This window comes from Microbacterium sp. (genome assembly GCF_031988965.1).
Taxonomy (GTDB): domain Bacteria; phylum Actinomycetota; class Actinomycetes; order Actinomycetales; family Microbacteriaceae; genus Microbacterium.
This window is the reverse complement of record NZ_DALZXX010000039.1, coordinates 1-21751: the sequence shown is the minus strand read 5'-3', so window position 1 is coordinate 21751 and position 21751 is coordinate 1. Positions and strand designations below refer to the sequence as shown.

Below are 21751 nucleotides of genomic sequence, written 5' to 3'. Positions count from 1 at the left end.
GAGGGGCGCGCGGTCGCCCGCGGCATGCGCGGAGAGCGTCGCGAAGCTCTCGGCAAGGCGCTCGCGGCCTTCACCGACGAGGAGCGCGACCAGCTCGCGATGCTGCTGAACAAGCTCGCCGACAACTGGGAGAACTGAGCCCGGATGGGCCGTGGCGGCCGGTGCTCGGCGTGTGTCGTCAGCGGCCGGCCCTGGCAGATCTCTTGTCTCCTGCCGATGTTCCGGAACGCTGCGGCATAGTTCCGGAATATGCTTCTGAACTGGCAGAAAAGCCGCTGATTTCGTCGTTCGAATGTCGGTGGCCCCGTGTGGGATGGAGTCATGGCATCCGGCACACGCGCCCTCATCGATCAGGTCGTCTCCGACCTCGATCGGGTGCTGGGCGACGGCGCGCTCGCCGCGCTGCCCGACGCTGAGCGGATAGAGGTCCTGCAGGCGGCGGGTGCCGCGTTCCGGCGAATCGAGGCCACGGTGGTCGAGACGATCGCCACCGGGGATGCGGTCGACTTCCCGCACTTCACCGGGTGCCGAACCCAGAACGAGATGCTGCAGCGCACTCTCCTCACCGATCTGCGCGGGGCGACTCGCGTCGGGAAGGTCGTCGCTCTGGTCCGGCGCGAGGTGAGCCTGGCGTCCGGTGATCGGCTGCCTGCACGGTGGCCGGCCCTGCGCGAGGCCATGCTCGACGGCGCGATCGGCGTCGCGGGGATGCTGGCCGCGACGGAGCCGATCGAGAAGGTGTCACATCGCATCAGCGTCGACGATCGACTGCGCGCAGACAGGTGTCTTGCCCGCGCGGCGCGGGGCTTCCGACCGGATCCTGACGGCGGACCCGACGCCGAGGTGCAGGGCCCGGCCCCCACCCTCGACGAACTGGCGCTCCTCGCCGAGACGCTGGTCGCGCTGCTCGACCCTGACGGCGATGAGCCCGGTGACGAACCCGCGCGACGGCGGGGGATCACACTCGGGCGCGTGCGTGACGGACTGCGTTCGATCAAGGGGTATCTGACCCCCGATGTCGCCGCGCAGCTGGAACTGATCCTTGACGCGTTCAACAACCCCAAGGGCGATGGGCCGCCGGTGCCGGGCGTGGCTTTCACTCCCGGAGATGATGACGGGGCCGACGGCGATGCCGGAGACGACGCCGAGCGGGCGGGCGACACCGAGGGCGCAGGTGACGAACCTGCCGATGACGATCCGTACAACTCAGATCCGCGAGGGGTGCTCGATGGCCGCACGGCGGCACAGAAGCGGCATGATGCTCTCGCCGCAGCCCTGTCGATCGCCGCTCGTCACCGGGACAGGCCCACGATCGGGGGCGCGGCTCCGGTGCTGGTCGTGACGGTGGATGCCAAGGACCTCGCGACCGGCACCGGGCGTGCGAGCGTCAGCGGTGCATGGGGGCAGCTGCCTCTCGGCGTCGCCTCGCACGTCGGATGCTCGGGCACGATCCAGCGGGTCCTGTTCGACGAGGGGCGGATCATCGGGATCACGACCACGGATCGGGTCTTCACGGTCCATCAGAGACGGGCGATCATCGCCCGCGACAAGGAGTGCCTGATTCCGGGGTGCCATGTACCGGCGTCCTGGTGTGAGATCCACCATGTCACCGAGCATTCGCAGGGTGGGCCGACGCACACGGACAACGGTGTGCCGTTGTGCTGGTGGCACCACCGGAGTCTCGGCACATCCGGGTGGGAGATCCGGATGGACGACGGCGTGCCGCAGGTGCGTGGACCGGGATGGTGGGATCCCGAACAGCGATGGCGCACCCCACGACTGAGCGTGTCGGGGGCGGGGCTACGACGGCGACGCGGGTCTCCATCCTTCGCGCGAGCCGGGTGACAGAGCTACGGGTGCACGGGCTGTGGATGCCAGAGCTGTGGACGACAGAGCTACGGGTGCCCGCCTGTGTCGTCGCTTGCGGTCGCGCCGAAGACGAGCGACTCCTCGTCATCGACCGAGAGCGACAGCACCACGGTCTCGACGACGGGGTGCGCCTCGATCTGCTGCTCGATCTCACGCAGGCGACGGGCCACGTCGTGCTCGCGAGCGTCTCCGGCGAGGTCGACCTCGGCGACGATGAACAGGCGGTTCGGGCCCACGTATTCGATGTGCAGGTAGGTGAGACGCTGGATCTGCGGCGAGTCGAGCAGCGCGCGCCCCACCCGGTCGCGCAGTGCCGGCGACGCGTTCGAGCCGACGAGGAACTCGATGTTGCGCCCGATCAGGATGATCGCCACGACGCCGAGCAGGATGCCGACGAGGATCGACCCCACCGCGTCCCAGGCGGCGATCCCGGTGATCTGGTGCATCGCGATCGCCCCGGCGGCCAGGACGAGACCGATCAGGGCGGCCATGTCCTCGAAGAAGACCGCACGCAGCGTGGTGTCGCTGGTGTCGAGCACGTAGTCCCAGGTCGACGAGCCACGCTCATGTGCGAGGCGGCGCGACTTCACCATCGCCTGGGTGAACGACGCCCCTTCGAGCACGAAGGCGATGCCGAGAACGCTGTACGCGACGACCGGGCTCTCGACCGGACCGGTCTCGGACAGCTCCTGCACGCCGTGCATGATCGACACGATCGACCCTGCGGTGAAGATCCCGAACGCCGCGATGAGCGACCAGACGAACGCCGCGCGTCCGTAGCCGAGCGGGTGCCGCTCGTCCTTGGTGCGCGCACCGCGGCGGTCGGCGATGAGGAGGAAGATCTCGTTGCCGGCGTCCGCCCACGAATGCGCCGCCTCGGCGACCATCGACGCCGACGACGTGAGCACAGCCGCGACGGTCTTGGCGATCGCGACGAGGATGTTGGCGAGGAAGGCGATGATGACCGTCACGCGGTCAGGCTACTCCCGCTGTCACGACGTGCGGGCGAGCGGCGTCTTCTCGCCGGCCTCGATCGCGAACGGCAGCCAGTTCTCCACGGGCGCGAGCGGGCATGGCGAGTAGTCGGTGTACGCGCACTGCAGGTTCCTCGCGCGGTTGAAGTCCAGAACGATGCGACGGTCGCCCCCGCTCGGCAGCGTCACGGCGAGTGTGCGGCTCGCGCCGTAGGTGGTCACCCCGCTCGTCGAGTCGCGGAACAGCAGCACCGCGGCATCCGGCCCCTGCCCGATCAGCGTGACCGCGACCTCGACGCCCTCCACAGAGAAGCGCACCCGGCCGGGCGTCGCGTGCACATGCTCGATCGACGGGATCGCGGCGGCGATGCCGATGTCGCGCAGCGGCTCCGGCTCGAACACGCCCTCGATCACCCAGCGCTCGTCGGGCGCGAAGGTGGGCGTGCCGGCGTACTCGGCGCGCAGCGCATGCTCCGGATGCAGCGGCCGCACGATGTCGCGGCCTCCGCGTTTGGAGACCTCGACCACGGCGTCCTCGAATCGAGCTCGGTGGAAGGTGCGCTCGTCGATCACTCCCCACTGGTGCACTCCACGCACCGCCACGCCGTCGACGTCGAGGACCTGGCCGGCGTCGAGCTGCACGACCACGCCCTCCGGGCCCGTCGTCCAGGTGCCGGGCACATCGTCGAAGCGCTGCGGATGCTCGCTCAATAGGTTGAAGCTCGTATAGGCGAGGAAGCTGTGCGGGGTCCGCCGCTGCGCCTCGACGCCGTCATGCCAGTGCTGCCACTCCTGCGCGAACGACGTGGCTGCCGCGGTGGCGGTCTCGGTGATCGTCATGGTTCCCTCCGGTCCGTGTCGAGGTGCGCCCACCGTAGCCAGAGTCGATCGACGCCCGGATGCTCGCGGTCGGTCCGTGTCTCCGGGTGACGCCGCGTGACGCTCGCGGTAGTTCTGTGACGGCGCGGCCCAGCGCCGCGCCGGGCAGGCGAAGGATGTTCTGCATTCCCGACCCAGCCCGGAGGTTCCCCATGGTCGCCCAGAACGAGATCACCCGCGGAGAGCGGCACGTCGACACCGTGCTGCTCGCGCACGCCACTCCGCCGCAGGAGGTCGAGGTGCTCGTCGTCGGAGCCGGGCCCTCGGGCCTGGCGACCGCCCTCGAGCTCAACCGGCAGAAGGTCGACGTCGCGGTGGTCGATGCGGCGACCTCGTTCCGGCTGGTGCGGGCGGGCGCTATGGGGCACAGCGCGCGCACGGTCGAGTTCTTCCAGCAGTGGCGCGTCGAGGACCGCATCCGACGCGGCTGGACCTTCCCGCCTGAATGGAACCTCGGCACGACGTTCCGCACCTCGCTGATCGGTCACGACCTGACCCGCCCCGGCACGCCCGCCGGCCGGCCCGGTTTCACCGGCCGTGCCGAGAACCCGTACTCGCTGGCCGAGTCGCTGCGGCGCCCGCAGACGGCCCTGCAGCAGGCGTTCCTCGACCAGCTCGCCCAGCTCGACGTGCCGGTGGCCGGGGGATGGCGGCTGCTCTCGCTCCTCGAGAGCGACGCCGGCGACGCTCGGGATCCCGGCGCCCGCGACGGGATCATCGCGACCGTCGAACACGTCGAGACCGGGGCTGTGCGTCGCATCCGAGCGAAGTACGTCGTCGGTGCAGACGGCGCTCGCAGCACCGTGCGCACCCTCGCCGGAATCGAACGCGAGGGCGCCTATGCGACCGATCGCCACTTCCGCTTCGTGGTGCGCACCGAGGGTGACTACGCCGGACGCGACCCGTTCCCGAGCGCGGTGAACGTGATCGTCAACGACATCCATTCGGGCTTCCTCGCCGCCCTCAACGAGACCGACTGGCGGGTGTACGCGGGCCCGTACCCGCTCGAGCACACGCCCACCGAAGAAGAGCTGCTGACCCTCGCCCGCGCCGCCTTCGGGTCGGATCTCGCGCTGCAGGTCGTCGACGTGACCCCGTACTTCAAGAGCACACGGCTCGCGAAGACCTTCCGGCAGGGGCGCGTCCTGCTCGTCGGCGACGCCGCCCACGTGCGCACCCCCGGCGGCAACCTCGGCGAGGGCTTCGGCGATGTCTTCAATCTCGGCTGGAAGCTCGCTGCCGTGCTGCGCGGCACCGGCGGCGATGCGCTGCTCGACTCGTACGACCGTGAGCGCCGCCCGCACAACGCCCGCGTCGGCGCCTCGGCGAAGGCCCGCGCCGACCGCACCGAGAGCAACGTCGACGAGGCGCGTCGACTCGGCTTCCCCGCCGACGACGACACGAGCCCCGAGGCCGAGGAGAGGCGTGACCGCATTCGCGAGATCCTCGCTCAGGGCCAGCGCCGCGACGTCGGCGTCTACTTCGACGAGCGCTACGACGACTCACCGGTCATCGCCTACGAGCGCGAGCAGGCCGCGACCGAGACGCCCTGGGAACCGGGCGTCTACGTGCCGGGCGGCCGTCCGGGACACCGAGCTCCGAACGGCATCATCGACCCGTATGGCGTGACGCTGTACGACCGCATCGGCGGCGACGTCGCCCTGCTGGTGCTGTCCGACGACGTCTCGGCGGTCACCGGATTCACCGAGGCGGCGCAGGAGCGGGCGATCGCGCTCGAGGTGATCCACCTGCCGGACGCCGGCGCGCGCGAGCTGTACGGGGCGCCCTTCGCCCTCGTGCGGCCCGACCATCACGTCGCCTGGCGAGGAGCGGATTCATCGGATGCCGGGGCCGTGCTCGACCGCGTCTACGGACGGATCCCCGCGGCGGACACGCTCGCGACAGCCTCGGTCGACGCGCGCGCGACCGTCTGAGACCCCCTCGACGGTGTCCTCCGACGACGACATGTGACGCCAGGTTTCGTCGCCGGAACCTTTGTGACACCGCCCTATCGCGGGGCTCCCGACCCCCGTCAGGATGGCCAGCACCCGCACCGAGACACACCCGACACCGCAGAACGGAACAGCTCATGACCCGCAGATTCACCCGACTTCGAACCGCAGCCGCGGCGCTGCTCGTGGGAGCCCTGGCGCTCACCGCGTGCGCGGCGTCTCCGGCGTCGAGCAGCTCAGGAGACGACGACGGCGAGTCCGTGCTGCGCTGGGCCGCGACCCTGCCCGCCCACTGGGACCCGATCGTCCAGGGCTCCGGCTTCGGCTTCAACCTCACCGCGCTCGCCTATGCCTCGCTGACCGAGATCGACGAGAAGGGCGAGGCCGCACCGGGGCTCGCCGAGAGCTGGGACTACAACGCCGAGGGCACGGCGGTGACCTTCCACCTGCGTGAGGGACTCGTGTTCCAGGACGGCGAGCCGCTGGACGCCGAGGCCGTCAAGCTCTACATCGAGCGGGCCAAGACGCAGGAGAACTCGGCGCTGTTCGGAGACCTGACGTCGATCGAGTCGGTCACCGCCGACAGCGAGACCGACGTGACGGTGCACCTGAACCAGGTCGATCACCAGATCCCGCTGCTGCTGGGCAAGCGCACGGCGCAGATCACCAGCCCGGTCGCCGCCGAGGACCCGGCGAAGCTCGATCAGTGGCCGGTCGGCGCCGGCCCGTTCACGGTCACGGAGTACGTGCCCGAGTCGCACATCTACTTCGAGAAGAACCCCGACTACTGGGACGCCGACAACATCCACATCGATCGGGTCGAGCTCTCGACCGCTCCCGACCCGTCGACCCTCGTGGCCTCGATCCAGACCGGCGTCTACGACTTCGCCTACGGCTTGGCCCCGGCGCAGTACGACGCCGCGATCGACGCGGGTCTCGACGTCGCGACGCACCCCGTGTACTCCGCCTCGAATCTGAGCCTCAACATCAACAAGGCGCCGTTCGACGACCCGGCCGTGGTCGACGCCGTGCGCCACGCGATCGACCGTGACGAGCTCGTCGAGAAGGTCACCTTCGGTCTCGGCTACGCGACCACGCAGCCGTTCCCCGAGGGATACATCGCCTACGACGACGAGTCCGAGGACCTGTGGCCGTACGACCCCGAGGAGTCCAAGAAGATCCTCGCGGATGCCGGCTACGAGCCGGGTGAGATCGTCGTCGACTTCGTGGTCAGCGCGGATGCCGTCATCAACGAGGTCATCCAGGCGCAGCTCGCCGCCGTCGGCATCACCGCCAACATCACGGTGGCGCCGGACTGGGCGACCCCCTTCTTCGCGAAGGATCTCGTGCTCTCGACCTACGGAACGACCGGACGCGAATCGCCGGTGCAGACGCTGACGGCGCACTTCGGCCCCGACGGTCCTCTGAACCTGTCGAGCCCGTACGTGCCCGAGGGCTTCGACGAGGCGATCAAGATCGCCCGAGAGACGCCGCTGGACTCACCGGACTACGCCGAGAACCTGCAGGACGCCACGCGCGCCGGCCTGCAGAGCGGCGCCCTCGTCTTCACGGTGGGCGTACCCACTCTCATCGTGAAGTCGACGAAGGTGTCTGATCTGCCCCAGATCCCGGGACAGATCAGCCTGACCGGCGTCACCGTCAGCGACTGACGCGTTCCGTCTCGCTTCGCTCGCTCAACGACCGGAGAACGTCACGGTCGTTGAGCGAGGAGCGAAGCGCCGAGACGACACGCGCCCCGTCATCGAGAAGGAAAGGAGCCCCGCATGACCGCACTCGCCTCGGCACCCGTGCAGAAGCCCGGCACAGTGACCGCGAACGCCGCCGGCAGGCCGCTCCGCGCGGGCGCCCACCTCGCCACGGCGGGCCGGCTCATCGGCCACACCGTGATCGTGTTCGCGACCGTCTTCCTGTTCGCGACCTTCATCACGTTCGCGCTGCAGGGGCTCAGCGGCCTCAGTCCCGCGCACCTGCAGCTCTCGGAATCGGCGACCCCCGAACAGATCGCCGCACTCGAACACGAGTGGGGTCTCGATCGCCCGTTCATCGTGCAGTACCTCGACTGGTTCGGCGGCATCCTGCAGGGCGACCTCGGCAACAGCTGGTTCAACGGCGCGCCCGTGGGCGATCTCCTGGTCTCCCGTGCCGCGATCAGCCTGTCCGTCGCGGGGCTCGCGCTCGTCATCGGCATCGTGTTCGGGTTCGGGCTCGGCGTGCTGGCCGCGGCGTACCCGACGAGCATCCTCGATCGCTCGATCACCGGATTCACGACCGTCATCTCGGTCATGCCGTCGTTCGTGGTCGGCATCGCGCTCGTCGCGATCTTCGCGGTGACCCTCGGCTGGTTCCCGTCGGCGGGATACATCCCGCTCGAGCAGGGCGGTGTGGGGCTCTGGCTCTGGCACCTGTGGCTCCCGGCCATCGCGCTCAGCTTCGACACGATCGCCGACCTCGCCAGGCAGATGCGCGTCGGCCTGATCCAGTCCTACCGCGAGAACTACGTCACGGGCGCCCAGATGCGCGGCCTCAGCGCGCGTCGGATCTTCTTCGTCCACGCCCTGCGCAACGGCATCGGCCCCGCACTCACGGTGCTCGGCATGAAGTTCCCGGCGCTGCTCGGCGGCGCCGTCGTCACCGAGGCGATCTTCGGCCTCGCAGGCTTCGGCAAGTTCGCCGCCGACTCCGCCAACCGCGGCGACGTGCCCGCCGTGCAGGGAGTGCTCGTGATCGCGATCGTGCTGGTCGTGGTCTTCAACCTCATCGTCAACCTGGTGCTGGTGCGCCTGAACCCCGCATCCGCGAGAGGAGTCTGAGATGATCCGTCGCATCCTCGCGCTGCCGGCCGGCCGCTTCGCCACGGCCTTCCTCGTCTTCATCGCGTTCCTCGCCGTCGCCGGCCCCGTGCTCGCGCCGTACGACCCGCTGCTCGGCACCTCCGAGATCCTCGCCGGGCCCTCGGCGGCGCACTGGCTCGGCACCGACTACCTCGGCCGCGACGTGCTCAGTCGGATCCTCGCCGGTGCGCCGATCAGCGTGTTCGGTGCCGTGCAGGTCGCGGTCATCGCACTGTTCGCCGGGGCGATCCCCGGCATCCTCTCGGTCTATCTCGGCCGGGTGTTCGAATGGCTCACCCTGCGGTTCGTCGACACGCTGATCGCGCTGCCGTTCCTCGTGTTCGCGGTCGCGGCCACGGCGCTCCTCGGCAACGGCATCCCGCAGGCGATGCTCACGGTCGGCATCCTCGTCTCGCCGCTCTTCTATCGCGTCTCTCGCGCGGCGACACTGAGCGTCGCGAAGTCGCAGTACGTCGAGGCCGCGATCCTCTCGGGGGCGCGCACCGGCTGGATCGTCCGCACGCACGTGTGGTCGAAGGTGCTGCCGCCGATCGCGATCGCCACCGCCAACACGCTCGGCATCGGCTTCGTGATCGTCTCGAGCCTCACGTTCCTCGGAATCGGCATCCAGCCGCCCGCGCCGTCCTGGGGCGGCGTGCTCGCCAGCGATCTCGGCTACCTGACCCAGCGCCCGTACGCGCCGATCTTCACGACCGTGCTGATCATGCTCTCGGTCTGGGCGTTCAACCTGCTCGCCGACGTCATCCGCGACGTCGCGGGGGAGTCGGGCCGCACGCTGCTCACCGAGCGGGGCGCCGCGCGGGATGCGGCACGCCGCCGTCGCCGCACGAACACCGTCGCGTCCGAGGACGCCCTCGTGGGAAGGAGCTCGTCATGACCATCGAGATCGAAGGGATCGCGATCGCGGACGCCCGGTCAGCGGACGCCCGGTCAGCGGACGCCCGGTCAGCGGGCGCCGAGACAGCCCGCCCACGTCCTGACACGGGCGAGAGCATCCTGCGTCTGGACGACGTGCGCATCGCCCACCGTCATACGGGAGAGGAGCTCGTGCGCGGGGTGAGCTTCGACCTGCACCCCGGTCGCGTCGTCGGGATCGTCGGCGAGTCCGGCAGCGGCAAGACCCTGACGTGCCGGGCGATCCTCGGCATCCTGCCCCGTCTGTTCCACATCTCGGGCGGACGCATCGAGCTGTTCGGTCGTGACATCGCCGGCTTCACGGCGCGCGACTGGGAGAGGGTCCGCGGCGTCAGCATCACCGCCGTGTTCCAGGACCCGGGTTCGTACCTGAACCCTTCGCTGCGAATCGGCCCGCAGATCGCCGAGGCCCTGCGCGTGCGCGGCGGTCTCACGCGTCGCGAGGCGAAGCGGCGAACCGTCGAGCTCCTCGACGACGTGCGGCTGCGCGACCCCGCATTGATCTACCGCAGCTACCCGCACGAGCTGTCCGGCGGCATGCTGCAGCGGGTGCTGATCGCCTCGGCCATCTCGCTCGAGCCGCGCATCCTGATCGCCGACGAGGTCACGACCGCTCTCGACGTGACGGTGCAGGCCGAGATCCTCGATCTGCTGACCGACCTCACGGAGCAGCACGGACTCGCACTCATCGTCGTCTCGCACGACCTCGCCGTCATCGCGCAGACCTGCGACGACGTGCTCGTGCTCCGGCAGGGCGAGGTCGTCGAGCAGGGAGAAGCGAAGCGCATCCTGTTCGCCCCGCAGCACGAGTACACGCGTCTCCTGATCGACGAGCACAACACCTACGGACTCGACCGCTTCCGCGAGCCGGTGGAGGTGGAGGTGGGTCATGTCTGAGCTCTCGACCGCCATCCGCATCGACGGCCTGCAGGTGTCGTACGGCAGTGGCCGCCATCGGACGCAGATCATCCACGACGCGTCGTTCGAGGTGGGTGCTGGGGAGTCGGTGGGCATCATCGGCGAGACCGGTTCGGGCAAATCGACGATCGCGCGTGCGGTGGTCGGTCTCGTGCCCGCTCGGGCGGGACGTGTGCACATCGGCGGCGAGGAGGTCACCTCCTTCGGCGCACGGCAGTGGCGCGAGTTCCGTCGGCGCGGCGTCGTCCAGTACGTGTTCCAGGATCCGCTGCGCGCGCTCGACCCCGATCTCACGATCGGGGAGTCGCTGGCCGAACCCCTGCGCCTGCAGCGGCGCTTGTCGAAGGAGCAGATCCGCGACCGCATCGACTTCAGACTCGAGCAGGTGCGGCTGAGTCGCGATCTGCTCGAACGCTTCCCCGGGGAGCTCTCGGGCGGTCAGCGTCAGCGGGTGCTGCTGGCACGAGCGCTCGCCACCGAACCTCGTGTGCTCATCCTCGACGAGCCCGTCAGTGCTCTCGATGCCGCCAACCGGGTCTCGATCCTCGAGATCCTGAACGACCTGCGCGCGGCGGGGACCTCGCTCGTGTTCATCTCGCACGACCTCGGGTCCGTCGCCGGTGTGACCGACCGAGTCGTGGTGCTCTACCGCGGCGAGGTGGTCGAGGTCGGCCGCACGGCCGACATCGTGAACGACCCGCAGCATCCCTACACGCAGCTGCTCGTCGGCTCGGCCCCGAGCCTGCACACCGGCGCGATCGATCGCGACGAGCGGGCTCGCCTGCGCCGCGTGCTCGACGCCGGCTGACGACATCCCCCGAACCACGCGAGACACCCACAAGGAGACCGACATGCCCGAACGCACGCTCAAGATCGCCCTCAGTGTCTACGGAGTCGGCGGGCCCGGCCAGCACAGCCTCTGGAAGGACCCGCGGATCCCCGCGAACGCGTCGATCGACATCGACTGGTACATCGCGAGGGCGAAGCAGGCCGAGGCCGCGCTTTTCGATGCGCTCTTCATCGTCGACAGCCAGTTCATCGACGCGACGTACCCGGCGCACTACCTCAACCGCCTCGAACCGCTCACGCTGCTGTCGGCCATCGCGACCCACACGAAGAACCTCGGTCTGATCGGCACGGCCAGCTCGACCTACAACTCGCCGTTCAACCTCGCCCGCCGATTCGGCTCGCTCGATCACATCAGCCACGGCCGCGCCGGCTGGAACGTCGTGACCAGCTTCGACACCGGCACGTCGCGCAACTACGGGCTCGAAGAGCACCTCGACTACGCCACCCGCTACGGTCGCGCGCTCGAGGCGGTGCAGGTGGTCCGCGGTCTGTGGGACTCGTACGAGGACGACGCGTTCGTCGCCGACGTCGAGAACGACCTGTTCCTCGACCCGACCAAGCTGCACCCCCTGAACCACAGGGGCGAGCACTTCCGCGTCGACGGGCCGCTCAACCTCTCGCGCTCGCCGCAGGGCCAGCCGGTCATCTTCCAGGCCGGCATCTCGGAAGAGGGCAAGACCCTCGCGGGCGAGGTCGCCGAGGGCATCTACGCCCCGGGGGAGGACATCGCGTCGGCCCGCGCGTACTACAAGGACGTCAAGAATCGCCTCGCCCAGCACGGCCGGCACTGGGACGACCTCGTGATCCTGGTCGGCGCGACGCCCGTGATCGCATCGACGGATGCCGAGGCCCACCGCCTCGCCCGCGAGATCCACGAGTCCGACAACGACTTCGACCGCAAGCTCGCGGCGTTCGGCCGGGCGTTCGGCGCGTACGACTTCTCGCAGCACGACCTCGACGCCCCGTTCCCCGATGTCAGCGCCCTCGCCGAGAAGGGTGGGCGCACGCGCTCGGCAGCCATCGTCGAGCGTGCGACCGAGGGCGGACTCTCCCTGCGGCAGACGGTCGAGGAGTTCACCCGGTACTCGCCGTCGCCGTTCATCGGAAGCCCCGAGACCGTCGCCGACACGATCCAGGACTGGTTCCTCGGCCGCGCCGCCGACGGGCTGAATCTGCGCGCCCGCACGCCTGACGACATCGACACCTTCACGTCCGAGGTCGTCCCGATCCTGCAGCGTCGGGGGCTCTTCCGCACCGAGTACGAGAGCGACACGCTGCGCGGCAACCTCGGTCTGAGGGTGCCCGAGAACCGCTACACGGCGGATGCCTCGGCATCCGCTCTGATCGAAGCCTAGGAGAGAACCCATGACCGACAGGAAGCTCAAGCTCGGACTCGTGCTCACCGGATCCGGGGGTCCCGGTACCCACAACCTGTGGCTCGACCCCGAGATCCCCGCGGACGCGAGCGTCGACATCGACTGGTACATCGAGCACGCGAAGAAGGCCGAGGAGTCGAAGTTCGACCTCGTCTTCATCGTCGACAGCCAGTACATCACCCCCGATTCGCCGCCCCACTACCTCAGCAGGCTCGAGCCGCTCACGCTGCTGTCCGCCGTCGCGACCCACACGACGCACGTCGGGCTGGTCGGCACGCTGACGACGTCGTACAACGCGCCGTTCAACGTGGCGAGGCGCTTCGCGTCGCTCGACCACATCAGCCACGGCCGGGCCGGGTGGAACGTCGTCACCAGTGGCGATGCGGGAACCGCGGGCAACTACAGTCTCGACGAGCACTACGACTACGACACCCGCTACGGACGGGCGAGCGAGCACGTGAAGCTCGTGCAGGCGCTGTGGGACTCGTACGAGCCGAATGCGCTGCCGCGGGATCGTGCGACCGCGCAGTTCCTCGACCCGTCGAAGCTCCACGCGCTCGACCACCGGGGAGAGTACTTCTCGGTCGCCGGGCCGCTCAACATCGAGCGTCCGCCGCAGGGCGCGCCGGTGATCTTCCAGGCCGGGGACTCCGAGCAGGGGCGCGATCTCGGCGCCGAGATCGGCGAGGGCATCTTCACGCACGCGGCCACGCTCGCCGGGGCCAAAGCGTTCTACGACGACATCAAGGGCCGGGCGGTGTCGACGTACGGCCGTCGGCCGGAGGACCTGGTGATCCTGCCCGGCGTCGGCGTCGTGATCGGCGACACCGATGACGAGGCGAGCGAGCTCGAGCAGCACTACCGGTCGAGCGATCACTCGTTCGCACAGGCACTGGGGGAGTTCGGCCGATCGTTCGGCTGGCATGACTTCCGTCAGTACGACCTCGACTCGCCGTTCCCGCAGGAGGCGCTGCGGTACGCGCAGAACAGCTTCCGCACGCAGGCCGAGCGGATCGCCGCGCATGCGGCCGAATCGAAGCTGACGCTGCGTGAGACGGTGCAGCTGAGCCTGCGCCGAGACCGCGGCCCGTTCGTCGGCACGGCCGAGACCGTGGCCGACCGGCTGCAGGAGTGGTTCGAGGCCTACGGTGTCGACGGCTACAACATCCACGCCGGGCACCCGGCTCAGCTCACCCGGTTCCTCGACGAGGTCGTGCCGATCCTGCAGCACCGCGGTGTCTTCCGCACCGAGTACGAGAGCGACACGCTGCGCGGAAACCTGGGTCTGCGCGAGCCGCAGAACCGGTACGTGACGGCGCGCGCGGCCGAGAGGTCTGCCGCGACCGTCTGATCGTCCGGTGGGTGCGACGGGAATGGTCTGCCGCGGCGCTCAGGCCCTCTGCGTCGCCTTCACCGGAAGCAGCAGCAGGAATCCGGCGATCAGCACGAGCACGATGCCCAGGATGCCGAACGCGGTCGACCCCGAGAGCACGATCAACAGCGTCCAGGCGCCGGATGCCATCCAGCTCGCCGCCCGCCCGGTCGTGGCGTAGAGGCCGAAGATCTCGCCCTCGCGCCCGGCCGGGGTGATGCGGGCGAGGAACGACCTCGATGCCGCCTGCGCAGGTCCGACGAACGCGCACAGCAGCAGGCCGCCGATCCAGAACACGATCGTGCCCGCATCCACCAGGAAGAACACGGCAAGGCCGGCGATCACCATGGATGCGAGGGAGACGAGGATGATGCGCTTCGGACCGAAGCGGTCGTCGTAGCGTCCGGCGATGATCGTCGAGACGCCGGCGATGAGGTTCGCCGCGATGCCGAAGATCACGAGGTCGAGGAACTCGAAGTCGAACACCTGGCTCGCGATCACGGCGCCGAAGGCGAAGACGCCGCCGAGGCCGTCGCGGAACACCGCGCTCGACAGCAGGAACCAGAAGGTCTGACGGGTGTCGGGGTTGCGGTACAGGCCGGTGACGTCCCTCACGAGCAGGCCGTACGACGCGAAGAAGCCGACCTTGCGCTCGGGGCGTCCGAGCGACGGCTCCGGCACGTTGAGGAAGATCGGGATCGAGAACACGATCGCCCAGATCGCGCAGCCGACGGCGATGATGCGGAACGGCAGGCCGCCGTCCTCCGGCAGGCCGAACCAGTCGAGCATGTAGAAGACGACGACGAGCACCAGCGCGATGATGCCGCCGATGTAGCCGAATCCCCAGCCGAGCCCCGAGATGCGGCCGACGGTCTTGGGGTTCGCGATGCCGATGAGCATGGCGTTGGAGTTCACCGCGGCGATCTCGCCGAAGACCGACCCGGCCGAGATGAGTGCGACGCCGAGCCAGAACAGGGTCGGCGTCGGCTCGACGAACCACAGCCCGAACATGCAGGCTATGAGCGCGCCGGTGCCGATCCCGAGCCAGAGCTTCTGGCGCCCCGCCGCATCCGCTCGCTGACCGAGCACCGGCGCGATCAGGAGGATCGCGATTCCGGCGATCGTCGAGCCGAGCCCCAGTCCCGAGGCGAGGTCGGCCTCGGCGGCTTCGCGGATCGGGTCCTTCGCATCGAGTCCCGCGATCGACGCCGGCAGGAACGCCTCGGTCGTGAGGTACAGCGCGGTGAAGATGAAGGTGAGGATGACGGTGTTGAACGGCTGCGTCGCCCAGTCCCACAGCGCCCACGAGTAGACCTGCTTCTTGGGGGCCGGGGTCTCGCCGCGCAGGTCGAGGCCGATGACTCCGACCGCACCGCTGCTGGCCGTCGCAGCGGGCTCGGGCACCGCGCCGCTCTGGAGGGAATCGCTCATGGTCGAAGTCTGTCGGCGTGCGGTGAACGGACGGTGACGGCGCGCCGCGCTGCTCGGCTGAGGCCCTTCACGCATACGAGGCGGCGAGCATCTCGGCGAACAGCTCTTCGGCGTCGCGCTCGACGCGGCGGCGGGTGAACCAGTCGCAGATGTTCACGCAGTCGCGGTGCAGCAGGTCGAGGCCCTGGGGGTTGGCGATGATGTCGACGATCTGCGGCAGGTCGATCACCCGCACGCGGCCGTCGTGCACGAGCAGGTTGTAGGCCGAGAGGTCGCCGTGCGCGAAGCCCGCGGCTGCGAAGATGCGCATCAGGTCGACGATCTGGTCGTACAGATCGGCCAACTCGGCGCGATCGCCGCGCACCGCCGCGAGTCGGGGAGCGGCGACACCGTGCGCGTCGCCGACGAACTCCATCAGCAGCTCGGTGCCGTTGACCTGCACGGGGTAGGGGACGGGCGCGCCCAGCTCCCACATGCGGCACAGCGCATCGAACTCGGCGAACGACCACTGCAGGGCGGCGACCGCCCGGCCGTGCTCGGACTTCTTGGCGAGAGCCCTGGTGTCGCGGGTGTTCCTGGTGCTGCGGCCCTCGGTGTAGACGCCCGAGCGGTGGAAGCTGCTGTGGTCGCTGTCGCGATAGCGCTTCGCCGCGAGCAGGGTGCGCTGGCCGGGATCGTCCGGCACCGCGCGTTCGAGCAGGAAGACGTCGGCCTCCTTGCCTGTCTTGAGGATGCCGAGTTCGGTGTCGAGAGCGCCCGCGCTCGTCACGACCCAGGCAGGCCAGGGCAGAGGGCCGCGCTCCGACGGGGTGATCGCCGGCCACGTGGTCCAGCGCTGGCCGTCGCCGGGTTCGACGTCGGCGAAGGTCGGGACGGAGTCGAAGGGGGATGCGTCGAAAGTCGACGCGGGGGAGAGATGGGAAGGGGAGAGGCGGGAAGAGGATGTTTCCGAAGAAGCGATGTGATCAGACACGGTGTGGCTCCGAGAGAGGGAGGCCACCGCGGATCAGGAGTGGGCGGCCTCGAGAGGAAGGATGTCGGCGAGGGGCGCGACAGAGACGGTGTTCATGTCATCCACTCCTCTCGCTCGTCCGTTCCGGGAGAACCTCGGAAGCCTTCCGGGAGAACCCCGGTGCGTCGTCGAGCCTAGGGGGTGGGCGCGGATGCTGTCCAGACCCGATCCGGACGAATGGTCGGATGCCGTGGACGCCGCGTCGGGCGCCGCGGCCGCAGGACTGGGAGTGTTGAACCATGACGACGACCGCGCCCGTTCCCGTGACGACCGCCCGCACGGGGAGCATCCGCTATGGCGGGCTCATCGTGCTGATGCTGATGGGCTTCCTGCTCGTCACCGCGGAGTTCCTGCCCAACGGCGTGCTCACCGAGATGGCCGACGCCCTCGGTGTCACACCCGGGCAGGCGGGGCAGACCGTGACGGTCACTGCGCTCGTCGGACTCATCGTCGCGCCGACGGTCGGACTGATCTTCCCCCGGCTCGACCGGCGGTCGCTTCTCGTCTGGATGGCGCTCGCCGCCGCCGCGTCGAACCTCATCGTGGCGATCGCGCCGAACCTCATCATCGTGCTGCTCGCGCGGTTCCTGCTGGGGGCGGCGATCAGCGCGTTCTGGGCGATGTCGATCACGGTCGCCGTGCGGCTCGCGGGCCCCGAACACCTCGGCCGCGGCGTCATGTTCACCTCGGCCGGAGTCTCTCTGGCCACGGTCGCGGGCGTGCCGCTCGGCGTGATGCTCAGCGAGATCGTCGACTGGCAGACGGTCTTCGCGATCGCCGGAGTGCTCATGGTGCTGCTGGCGGTGGCGCTGCGGTTCATGCTGCCCTCTGTTCCGGCCGAGCAGGCATCGAGCATCCGCCTTCTCGTCGACACCCTGCGTCGCCCCGGGATCGGGCTCGGCATGGTCGGGCACGTGCTCGTCGTTCTCGGGCACTTCCTCGCCTACACGTACGTGCGGCTGGCGCTCGAGCGCATCCCCGAGGTCGAGCCGTCGACGATCATCCTGCTGCTCGCGCTCTTCGGGGTCGGCGGTCTCGCCGGAAACCTCGGGCTCGGGTTCTTCATCGACCGCACCTTCGCGTTCTTCGCGGTGTTCGCGCCGCTGGTCATCGCGGCGGCCGTGCTCTCGATGATCTTCTTCTCGGGTTCCGTGCTCGGCATCGCGGTCGTGGTCGTCGCCTGGGGCTTCTTCTTCTCGTCGTGGCTTCTCGTGATCAACACCTGGGTCGGACACCGCACCCCAGACCGTCTCGAGGCCGGTGGCAGCCTGGTCGTGGTCGGCTTCCAGGGAGCGATCACGATCGCGGCCGGTCTCGGCGGACTGCTCGTCGACACGCTCGACGTCGAGTTCGTCTACGTGCTCGGAGCGGCGTCGTTGCTCGTCGGCGCCGTGCTCTTCGGGCTCTCGAACCGTCGGAGCACCGCGGCGGCGGCGCTCGCCTGAGCGGACTAGGCGGGGACGGCGGTGAGCTCGGATGCCCGCCAGGCCGACGGCGTCATGCCGGTGCGGCGGCGGAAGGCGCGGCTGAACCCCTCGTCCGAGGCGTAGCCCAGTTCGCGCGAGGTCTCGCTGACGGATCGGCCTGCTGCGAGCATCCGCTTCGCCGCGTCGATGCGCACCTCGGTGACGTAGTCGGCGGGGGACCGACCGATCGCGCTGCGGAAGCGCTCGGCGAAGACCGACCGCGACATCGCACCGACGCTCGCGAGGCGCTCGACCGTCCATTCGCGGCCGGGCTGCTCGTGGATGGCCTCGACGACGCGGTCGAGGAACGGATCCTTCGAGACCGACGGCCAACCGGCGGGCGCGCAGCCGTTCGCGGCCCACGCACGGATGACGCTGAGCAGCACGGTCTTCGCCATCATCCGGCAGATCACCGGATCGCCCTGGCGCTCGGGCCACGAGGGCGGATCGGTCGGACCCACGCTGCCGGCGAGAGCGGCGGCTGCGGGCTCGAGCGCGTCGAACGACATGACCGTGATGGGGTCGGGGAGCACGGCTGCGAGCATCGAGGCGCTGTCCGAGAACTCGAGGTCGACCACGACGAGGTCGGTGGCCGCATCGGCGTCGAGGGCGACAGGTGCGCGGCCGAGGGTGAGGAAGGCGTCGCCCGCGACGAGGTTCGAGCTCGTCGGCCGCTCGTCGACGGCCACGACCTGCGAGGCGCGGTCGACGTCGAGTCGGCAGGCGCCGGTCAGGGGCGGATGCCCGCTCACCGATCCACTCGCGACGTACACGAGCGTCGCCGATCCCGAGGCGAGCGGCAGCGCACCACCGGCCGCGAGGGCGACCCGTCTGGCCACACCGATGCGCAGATCGACGGAGTCGAGAATCTGCCCCAGCGCTGCGGAATCGACGGTCACCATGCCTTCGGCAACGCCCAGGGGCGCACAGCTATTCCGGATACGCTGGAAGGACCCCCACCCGAGGAGTCCCGTGTTCCGCACACCCGACCGCCTGTTCCGAGCCCTCGCGATCGCCGAGGCGATCACCTGGACCATCCTCATCTCGGCGATCATCGCCCGCGCCGTCGGCGCCCCCGGCGTCGTCGTGACGATCGGCGGTGGCATCCACGGGTTCGTGTTCCTCGCCTACGCGGCGACCGCCGTGCTCGTCGCACTGAACCAGCGCTGGAACGTGGGCGTCGCCATCCTCGCGGTCGTGAGCGCGATCGTGCCCTACGCCACCATCCCGATGGAGATCTGGCTGCACCGCACGCGACGACTCGCGGGAGCGTGGCGCCTGGAGCAGACCGCAGACCCCCGCGACGCGCGCTGGTACGACCGCCTGATGCGGTGGTTCCTGCGTCGCCCGTGGGCGCTCGCGATCCTGCTCGTGGTGGGCATCGTCGCGCTGTACGTCATCCTGCTGCTGGTGGGTCCTCCCGGCGGCAAGTGACCGGCGCCGGGATCGTGCGTCACTGGATGACGACGGCGTTCTTCTCCACGACCTCGGCCATCGTCGCCTCGACGTCGCCACCCGTGCAGTCGACGATCACGTAGAGCCCGACGCCGGTCGCCGTGAAGGCGCGTGCGGCCATGATCCACCGGCGGTCGCCGCCGTCGTCGCCGAGCAGCCTTCTGGCCTCGACGTCGGAGTTGCCGCCGATCTGGTAGCTGAACGATCCCGTCGTCGCGGCCGTCGAGATCGCCGCCACGTCGCTCTCGCCGAGGATCACCGCCAGCATCGCGTCGGAGCTCGCGCTGTCGTCTCCCGGCACGGTCGGCACGTCGGGGATCAGCCCCTGCCAGAACTGCGCGGTGCACGTGTCGTCGACCGTGCCGTACGTCCAGCCGCCGTTGCCGTCGTCGGGCTTGACCGTCTTCCAGCCGTCGTCGACGATGAGCCCGTCGCCCCACTGGATGTAGGCCGAGGGTGGCACCGCGGTGCCGTCGGCGAACGACATCGACGCCGGCAGGTCGCCTGCGGGAGCATCCGACGGCTCGTCCGAGGGGAGGTCCGACGGGCCGGCCGAGGGAACCGGGTCGGGGCCCTCACCGCTCGGGACGTTCGTCGGTATCTGCGCGTACAGGCATCCGCTGAGCGGCAGCACCGCGAGGGCGACCACCGCGACGGCGGTCAGGCGGAGCAGAGGCGAGACCTGCGAGATGCGCGTCATGCGGGTCAGCCTAGTCCGCGGGGGCGGCGGGCCGGCGGACGGATGCGGGCCGGTGGATGGATGCGGGCCGGTGGACGGATGCGACGAACTCAGTGCGCCGTCGCGATGCCCACGGCATCCTGCACCATCACCGACGCGACGCGCGCTCCGGCGCCCGCAGCCACGATGAGCTGCTGAGGTCCGGGGACCGCCGCATCGCCCGCGGCGTAGAGCCCCTGCACATCGGTGCGCCCGGAGCGATCGGTCACGAGGTGCCCGTCGGCATCGAGGGCGGGCGTGAACCCGCGCAGGAACGAGACATCGGTCTCCCACTCCGGGCGGACGAATCCGCCCTCGACGGCGACGATCGTGCCGTCCGTCAGGCGGATCGCCTCGATGCGCCCGCGGTCGCCCACCAGCTCGGAGATCGGATGCCGCAACACGGCGACGCCCGAGGCCGCGAGCTCGGCCTCCTCGGCGGCCGTGACGGTGTCGGCGCCGAGCGTGAACACCGTGAGGTTCTCGGTCCAGCGCGAGATGAGTCGAGCCCGGTCGGCGATGTCCCGCGTCTCGCCGATGAGTGCGAGTCGGCGCCCGCGCATCTCCCACGCATCGCATGCGGCGCAGCTGAACAGGGTGATGCCGTAGAAGCCGCGCAGGTTCGGCACCTCGGGCAGCGTCTCGCGCAGACCGGTCGCGAGCAGCACGGATCGCGCCGAGACCGTCTCGGTCGGATCCTTGCGGCCGATGGAGGCCGCGAACCCGGAGTCCTCCTGACGCAGCTCGAGCACGCGGACGCGCGTGCGGACCTCGATGTTCGGATACGCGCCGAGTTCGTCACGCGCGATGCGTCGCAGCTCGTGCGGCGGCACGCCGTCTCGCGTGAGGAAGCCGTGCGAGTTCAACGTCGCGGCGTTGCGGGGGCGGTCGGCATCGACCACCAGCACCCGCATGAGCGACCGCCCGAGGTTGAGCGCCGCCGAGAGGCCTGCGGGACCGCCGCCGATCACGAGCACGTCGTAGGCATCGGTCGCAGTCATGCGCACCCTCCGTCGAGAAGGGCGGTGTCCACCGTGCTGTCGACGCGGACGCGCCGATCCTGGCGGCGCCGCCGGCGGGGAGCTCGTCTGGTGAGCATCCGTCCGCTGGCTCCAGTCTGCCACGGTCGAGCTGAGGGTGGCCTAACTAGCCGACGGTCGCCGCGTGCGGACTCAGCATCACGACGTCGCCGATCACGACGACGGCGGGCGAGCGCACCTGCCGTGCAGCGGCGAGATGCGCGATCGTGCCCAGCGTGCCGATCGTGATCCGCTGGCGCGCACCGAACCCGTCTTCGATGATCGCGACGGGGCACTCATCTCCGCGCGGTCCGGCGGCGAGCACGTGTGCCGAGTGGCCGAGCGTGTTCACGCCCATCAGCAGCACGATCGTGTGGTCGCGACCGCCGCCGAGCGCATCGATCTGATCGTGCGCGCTCGCGACCGTGAACGTCTCGGCGACGCCGCGCTGGGTCAGGGGGATGCCGGCGAGGGCGGGCACGGCCACCGCGCTCGTGACGCCTGACACCACCTCGACCGGGATGCCGGCCGCTTCGCAGAACAGCTGCTCCTCGCGTCCGCGGCCGAACACGAAGGGGTCGCCGCCCTTGAGTCGCACCACGCTGCGGCCCTGCCTGGCGAGGTCGACGAGGATCTGATTGATGCCGTCCTGCGGCACGGGGTGATGGCCCGG

At 69.8% G+C, this 21751-nt stretch carries 19 protein-coding genes; 11 read left to right on the top strand and 8 right to left on the bottom strand.

Features of this window, described 5'->3' with window-relative positions:
- Positions 1-321: 321 nt before the first annotated feature.
- Entirely contained in the window at positions 322-1845 is a 1524-nt protein-coding gene (locus RTM68_RS09175) for a DUF222 domain-containing protein (RefSeq protein WP_312170246.1), read from the top strand.
- A 50-nt stretch (positions 1846-1895) separates the two neighbouring features.
- Here RTM68_RS09175 and RTM68_RS09170 read toward each other — a convergent pair whose 3' ends face one another.
- Complete coding sequence (locus RTM68_RS09170; protein ID WP_312170244.1) at positions 1896-2840, bottom strand: cation diffusion facilitator family transporter; 945 nt, start codon at positions 2838-2840, stop codon at positions 1896-1898.
- Between the two features lie 21 nt (positions 2841-2861).
- Positions 2862-3683 carry a DUF1684 domain-containing protein gene (locus RTM68_RS09165; protein ID WP_312170242.1) on the bottom strand — a complete coding sequence of 274 codons (822 nt, stop codon included), beginning with the start codon at positions 3681-3683 and terminating at the stop codon, positions 2862-2864.
- Positions 3684-3874: 191 nt separating this feature from the next.
- On the opposite strand from RTM68_RS09165, the gene RTM68_RS09160 reads away from it, so the two are divergent.
- From RTM68_RS09160 to RTM68_RS09125, 8 genes are all read left to right on the top strand, one after another.
- Positions 3875-5656 carry an FAD-dependent monooxygenase gene (locus RTM68_RS09160; RefSeq protein ID WP_312170240.1) on the top strand — a complete coding sequence of 594 codons (1782 nt, stop codon included), beginning with the start codon at positions 3875-3877 and terminating at the stop codon, positions 5654-5656.
- Positions 5657-5811: 155 nt separating this feature from the next.
- On the top strand, positions 5812-7344 hold the full coding sequence (locus tag RTM68_RS09155) for an ABC transporter substrate-binding protein (protein WP_312170238.1): 1533 nt from the start codon (positions 5812-5814) through the stop codon (positions 7342-7344).
- Positions 7345-7458: 114 nt separating this feature from the next.
- On the top strand, positions 7459-8505 hold the full coding sequence (locus RTM68_RS09150) for an ABC transporter permease (protein WP_312170236.1): 1047 nt from the start codon (positions 7459-7461) through the stop codon (positions 8503-8505).
- A gap of 1 nt (position 8506) precedes the next feature.
- Positions 8507-9424, top strand: coding sequence for an ABC transporter permease (locus RTM68_RS09145; protein ID WP_312170234.1), 918 nt, complete (start codon positions 8507-8509; stop codon positions 9422-9424).
- Positions 9421-10359 carry an ABC transporter ATP-binding protein gene (locus tag RTM68_RS09140; RefSeq protein ID WP_312170232.1) on the top strand — a complete coding sequence of 313 codons (939 nt, stop codon included), beginning with the start codon at positions 9421-9423 and terminating at the stop codon, positions 10357-10359. Before RTM68_RS09145 ends, RTM68_RS09140 begins: the two co-directional genes overlap by 4 nt.
- Positions 10352-11188, top strand: a complete 837-nt coding sequence (locus RTM68_RS09135; protein ID WP_312170230.1) for an ABC transporter ATP-binding protein — start codon at positions 10352-10354, stop codon at positions 11186-11188. The genes RTM68_RS09140 and RTM68_RS09135 overlap by 8 nt, the downstream gene beginning before the upstream one ends.
- 43 nt (positions 11189-11231) lie before the next feature.
- Complete coding sequence (locus RTM68_RS09130) at positions 11232-12584, top strand: LLM class flavin-dependent oxidoreductase (protein ID WP_312170228.1); 1353 nt, start codon at positions 11232-11234, stop codon at positions 12582-12584.
- 10 nt (positions 12585-12594) lie between these two features.
- Positions 12595-13956, top strand: coding sequence for an LLM class flavin-dependent oxidoreductase (locus tag RTM68_RS09125; protein WP_312170226.1), 1362 nt, complete (start codon positions 12595-12597; stop codon positions 13954-13956).
- 39 nt (positions 13957-13995) lie between these two features.
- Here the strand turns inward: RTM68_RS09125 and RTM68_RS09120 are convergent, their stop codons facing one another.
- Both RTM68_RS09120 and RTM68_RS09115 read right to left on the bottom strand, forming a co-directional pair.
- A complete protein-coding gene (locus tag RTM68_RS09120) occupies positions 13996-15408 on the bottom strand; it encodes an MFS transporter (RefSeq protein WP_312170224.1) in 1413 nt (470 codons plus the stop codon).
- Between the two features lie 67 nt (positions 15409-15475).
- Complete coding sequence (locus RTM68_RS09115) at positions 15476-16381, bottom strand: RIO1 family regulatory kinase/ATPase (protein WP_312170222.1); 906 nt, start codon at positions 16379-16381, stop codon at positions 15476-15478.
- 278 nt (positions 16382-16659) lie between these two features.
- Between RTM68_RS09115 and RTM68_RS09110 the strand changes: the two genes are divergently transcribed.
- Positions 16660-17865 carry an MFS transporter gene (locus tag RTM68_RS09110; RefSeq protein ID WP_312170221.1) on the top strand — a complete coding sequence of 402 codons (1206 nt, stop codon included), beginning with the start codon at positions 16660-16662 and terminating at the stop codon, positions 17863-17865.
- A 5-nt stretch (positions 17866-17870) separates the two neighbouring features.
- Here the strand turns inward: RTM68_RS09110 and RTM68_RS09105 are convergent, their stop codons facing one another.
- Entirely contained in the window at positions 17871-18788 is a 918-nt protein-coding gene (locus tag RTM68_RS09105; RefSeq protein ID WP_312170220.1) for an AraC family transcriptional regulator, read from the bottom strand.
- Between the two features lie 70 nt (positions 18789-18858).
- Between RTM68_RS09105 and RTM68_RS09100 the strand changes: the two genes are divergently transcribed.
- Positions 18859-19320, top strand: a complete 462-nt coding sequence (locus RTM68_RS09100) for a DUF3817 domain-containing protein (protein ID WP_312170219.1) — start codon at positions 18859-18861, stop codon at positions 19318-19320.
- 19 nt (positions 19321-19339) lie between these two features.
- Here the strand turns inward: RTM68_RS09100 and RTM68_RS09095 are convergent, their stop codons facing one another.
- The 3 genes from RTM68_RS09095 to RTM68_RS09085 all read right to left on the bottom strand — a co-directional run.
- On the bottom strand, positions 19340-20041 hold the full coding sequence (locus RTM68_RS09095; protein WP_312170218.1) for a hypothetical protein: 702 nt from the start codon (positions 20039-20041) through the stop codon (positions 19340-19342).
- Between the two features lie 89 nt (positions 20042-20130).
- Entirely contained in the window at positions 20131-21060 is a 930-nt protein-coding gene (locus RTM68_RS09090) for an NAD(P)/FAD-dependent oxidoreductase (RefSeq protein WP_312170216.1), read from the bottom strand.
- 145 nt (positions 21061-21205) lie between these two features.
- On the bottom strand, positions 21206-21751 hold a 546-nt coding region (locus tag RTM68_RS09085), incomplete at its 5' end, for an SAM-dependent methyltransferase (RefSeq protein WP_312170215.1).

Excerpts from the sequence above, each read along its gene's own strand:
- RTM68_RS09165 (WP_312170242.1), bottom strand. The coding sequence starts at position 3,683 with ATGACGATCACCGAGACCGCCACCGCGGCAGCCACGTCGTTCGCGCAG.
- RTM68_RS09130 (WP_312170228.1), top strand. The coding sequence starts at position 11,232 with ATGCCCGAACGCACGCTCAAGATCGCCCTCAGTGTCTACGGAGTCGGC.
- RTM68_RS09105 (WP_312170220.1), bottom strand. The coding sequence starts at position 18,788 with ATGGTGACCGTCGATTCCGCAGCGCTGGGGCAGATTCTCGACTCCGTC.
- RTM68_RS09135 (WP_312170230.1), top strand. The coding sequence starts at position 10,352 with ATGTCTGAGCTCTCGACCGCCATCCGCATCGACGGCCTGCAGGTGTCG.
- RTM68_RS09120 (WP_312170224.1), bottom strand. The coding sequence starts at position 15,408 with ATGAGCGATTCCCTCCAGAGCGGCGCGGTGCCCGAGCCCGCTGCGACG.
- RTM68_RS09150 (WP_312170236.1), top strand. The coding sequence starts at position 7,459 with ATGACCGCACTCGCCTCGGCACCCGTGCAGAAGCCCGGCACAGTGACC.
- RTM68_RS09175 (WP_312170246.1), top strand. The coding sequence starts at position 322 with ATGGCATCCGGCACACGCGCCCTCATCGATCAGGTCGTCTCCGACCTC.
- RTM68_RS09145 (WP_312170234.1), top strand. The coding sequence starts at position 8,507 with ATGATCCGTCGCATCCTCGCGCTGCCGGCCGGCCGCTTCGCCACGGCC.
- RTM68_RS09155 (WP_312170238.1), top strand. The coding sequence starts at position 5,812 with ATGACCCGCAGATTCACCCGACTTCGAACCGCAGCCGCGGCGCTGCTC.
- RTM68_RS09140 (WP_312170232.1), top strand. The coding sequence starts at position 9,421 with ATGACCATCGAGATCGAAGGGATCGCGATCGCGGACGCCCGGTCAGCG.
- RTM68_RS09095 (WP_312170218.1), bottom strand. The coding sequence starts at position 20,041 with ATGACGCGCATCTCGCAGGTCTCGCCTCTGCTCCGCCTGACCGCCGTC.
- RTM68_RS09110 (WP_312170221.1), top strand. The coding sequence starts at position 16,660 with ATGACGACGACCGCGCCCGTTCCCGTGACGACCGCCCGCACGGGGAGC.
- RTM68_RS09090 (WP_312170216.1), bottom strand. The coding sequence starts at position 21,060 with ATGACTGCGACCGATGCCTACGACGTGCTCGTGATCGGCGGCGGTCCC.
- RTM68_RS09125 (WP_312170226.1), top strand. The coding sequence starts at position 12,595 with ATGACCGACAGGAAGCTCAAGCTCGGACTCGTGCTCACCGGATCCGGG.
- RTM68_RS09160 (WP_312170240.1), top strand. The coding sequence starts at position 3,875 with ATGGTCGCCCAGAACGAGATCACCCGCGGAGAGCGGCACGTCGACACC.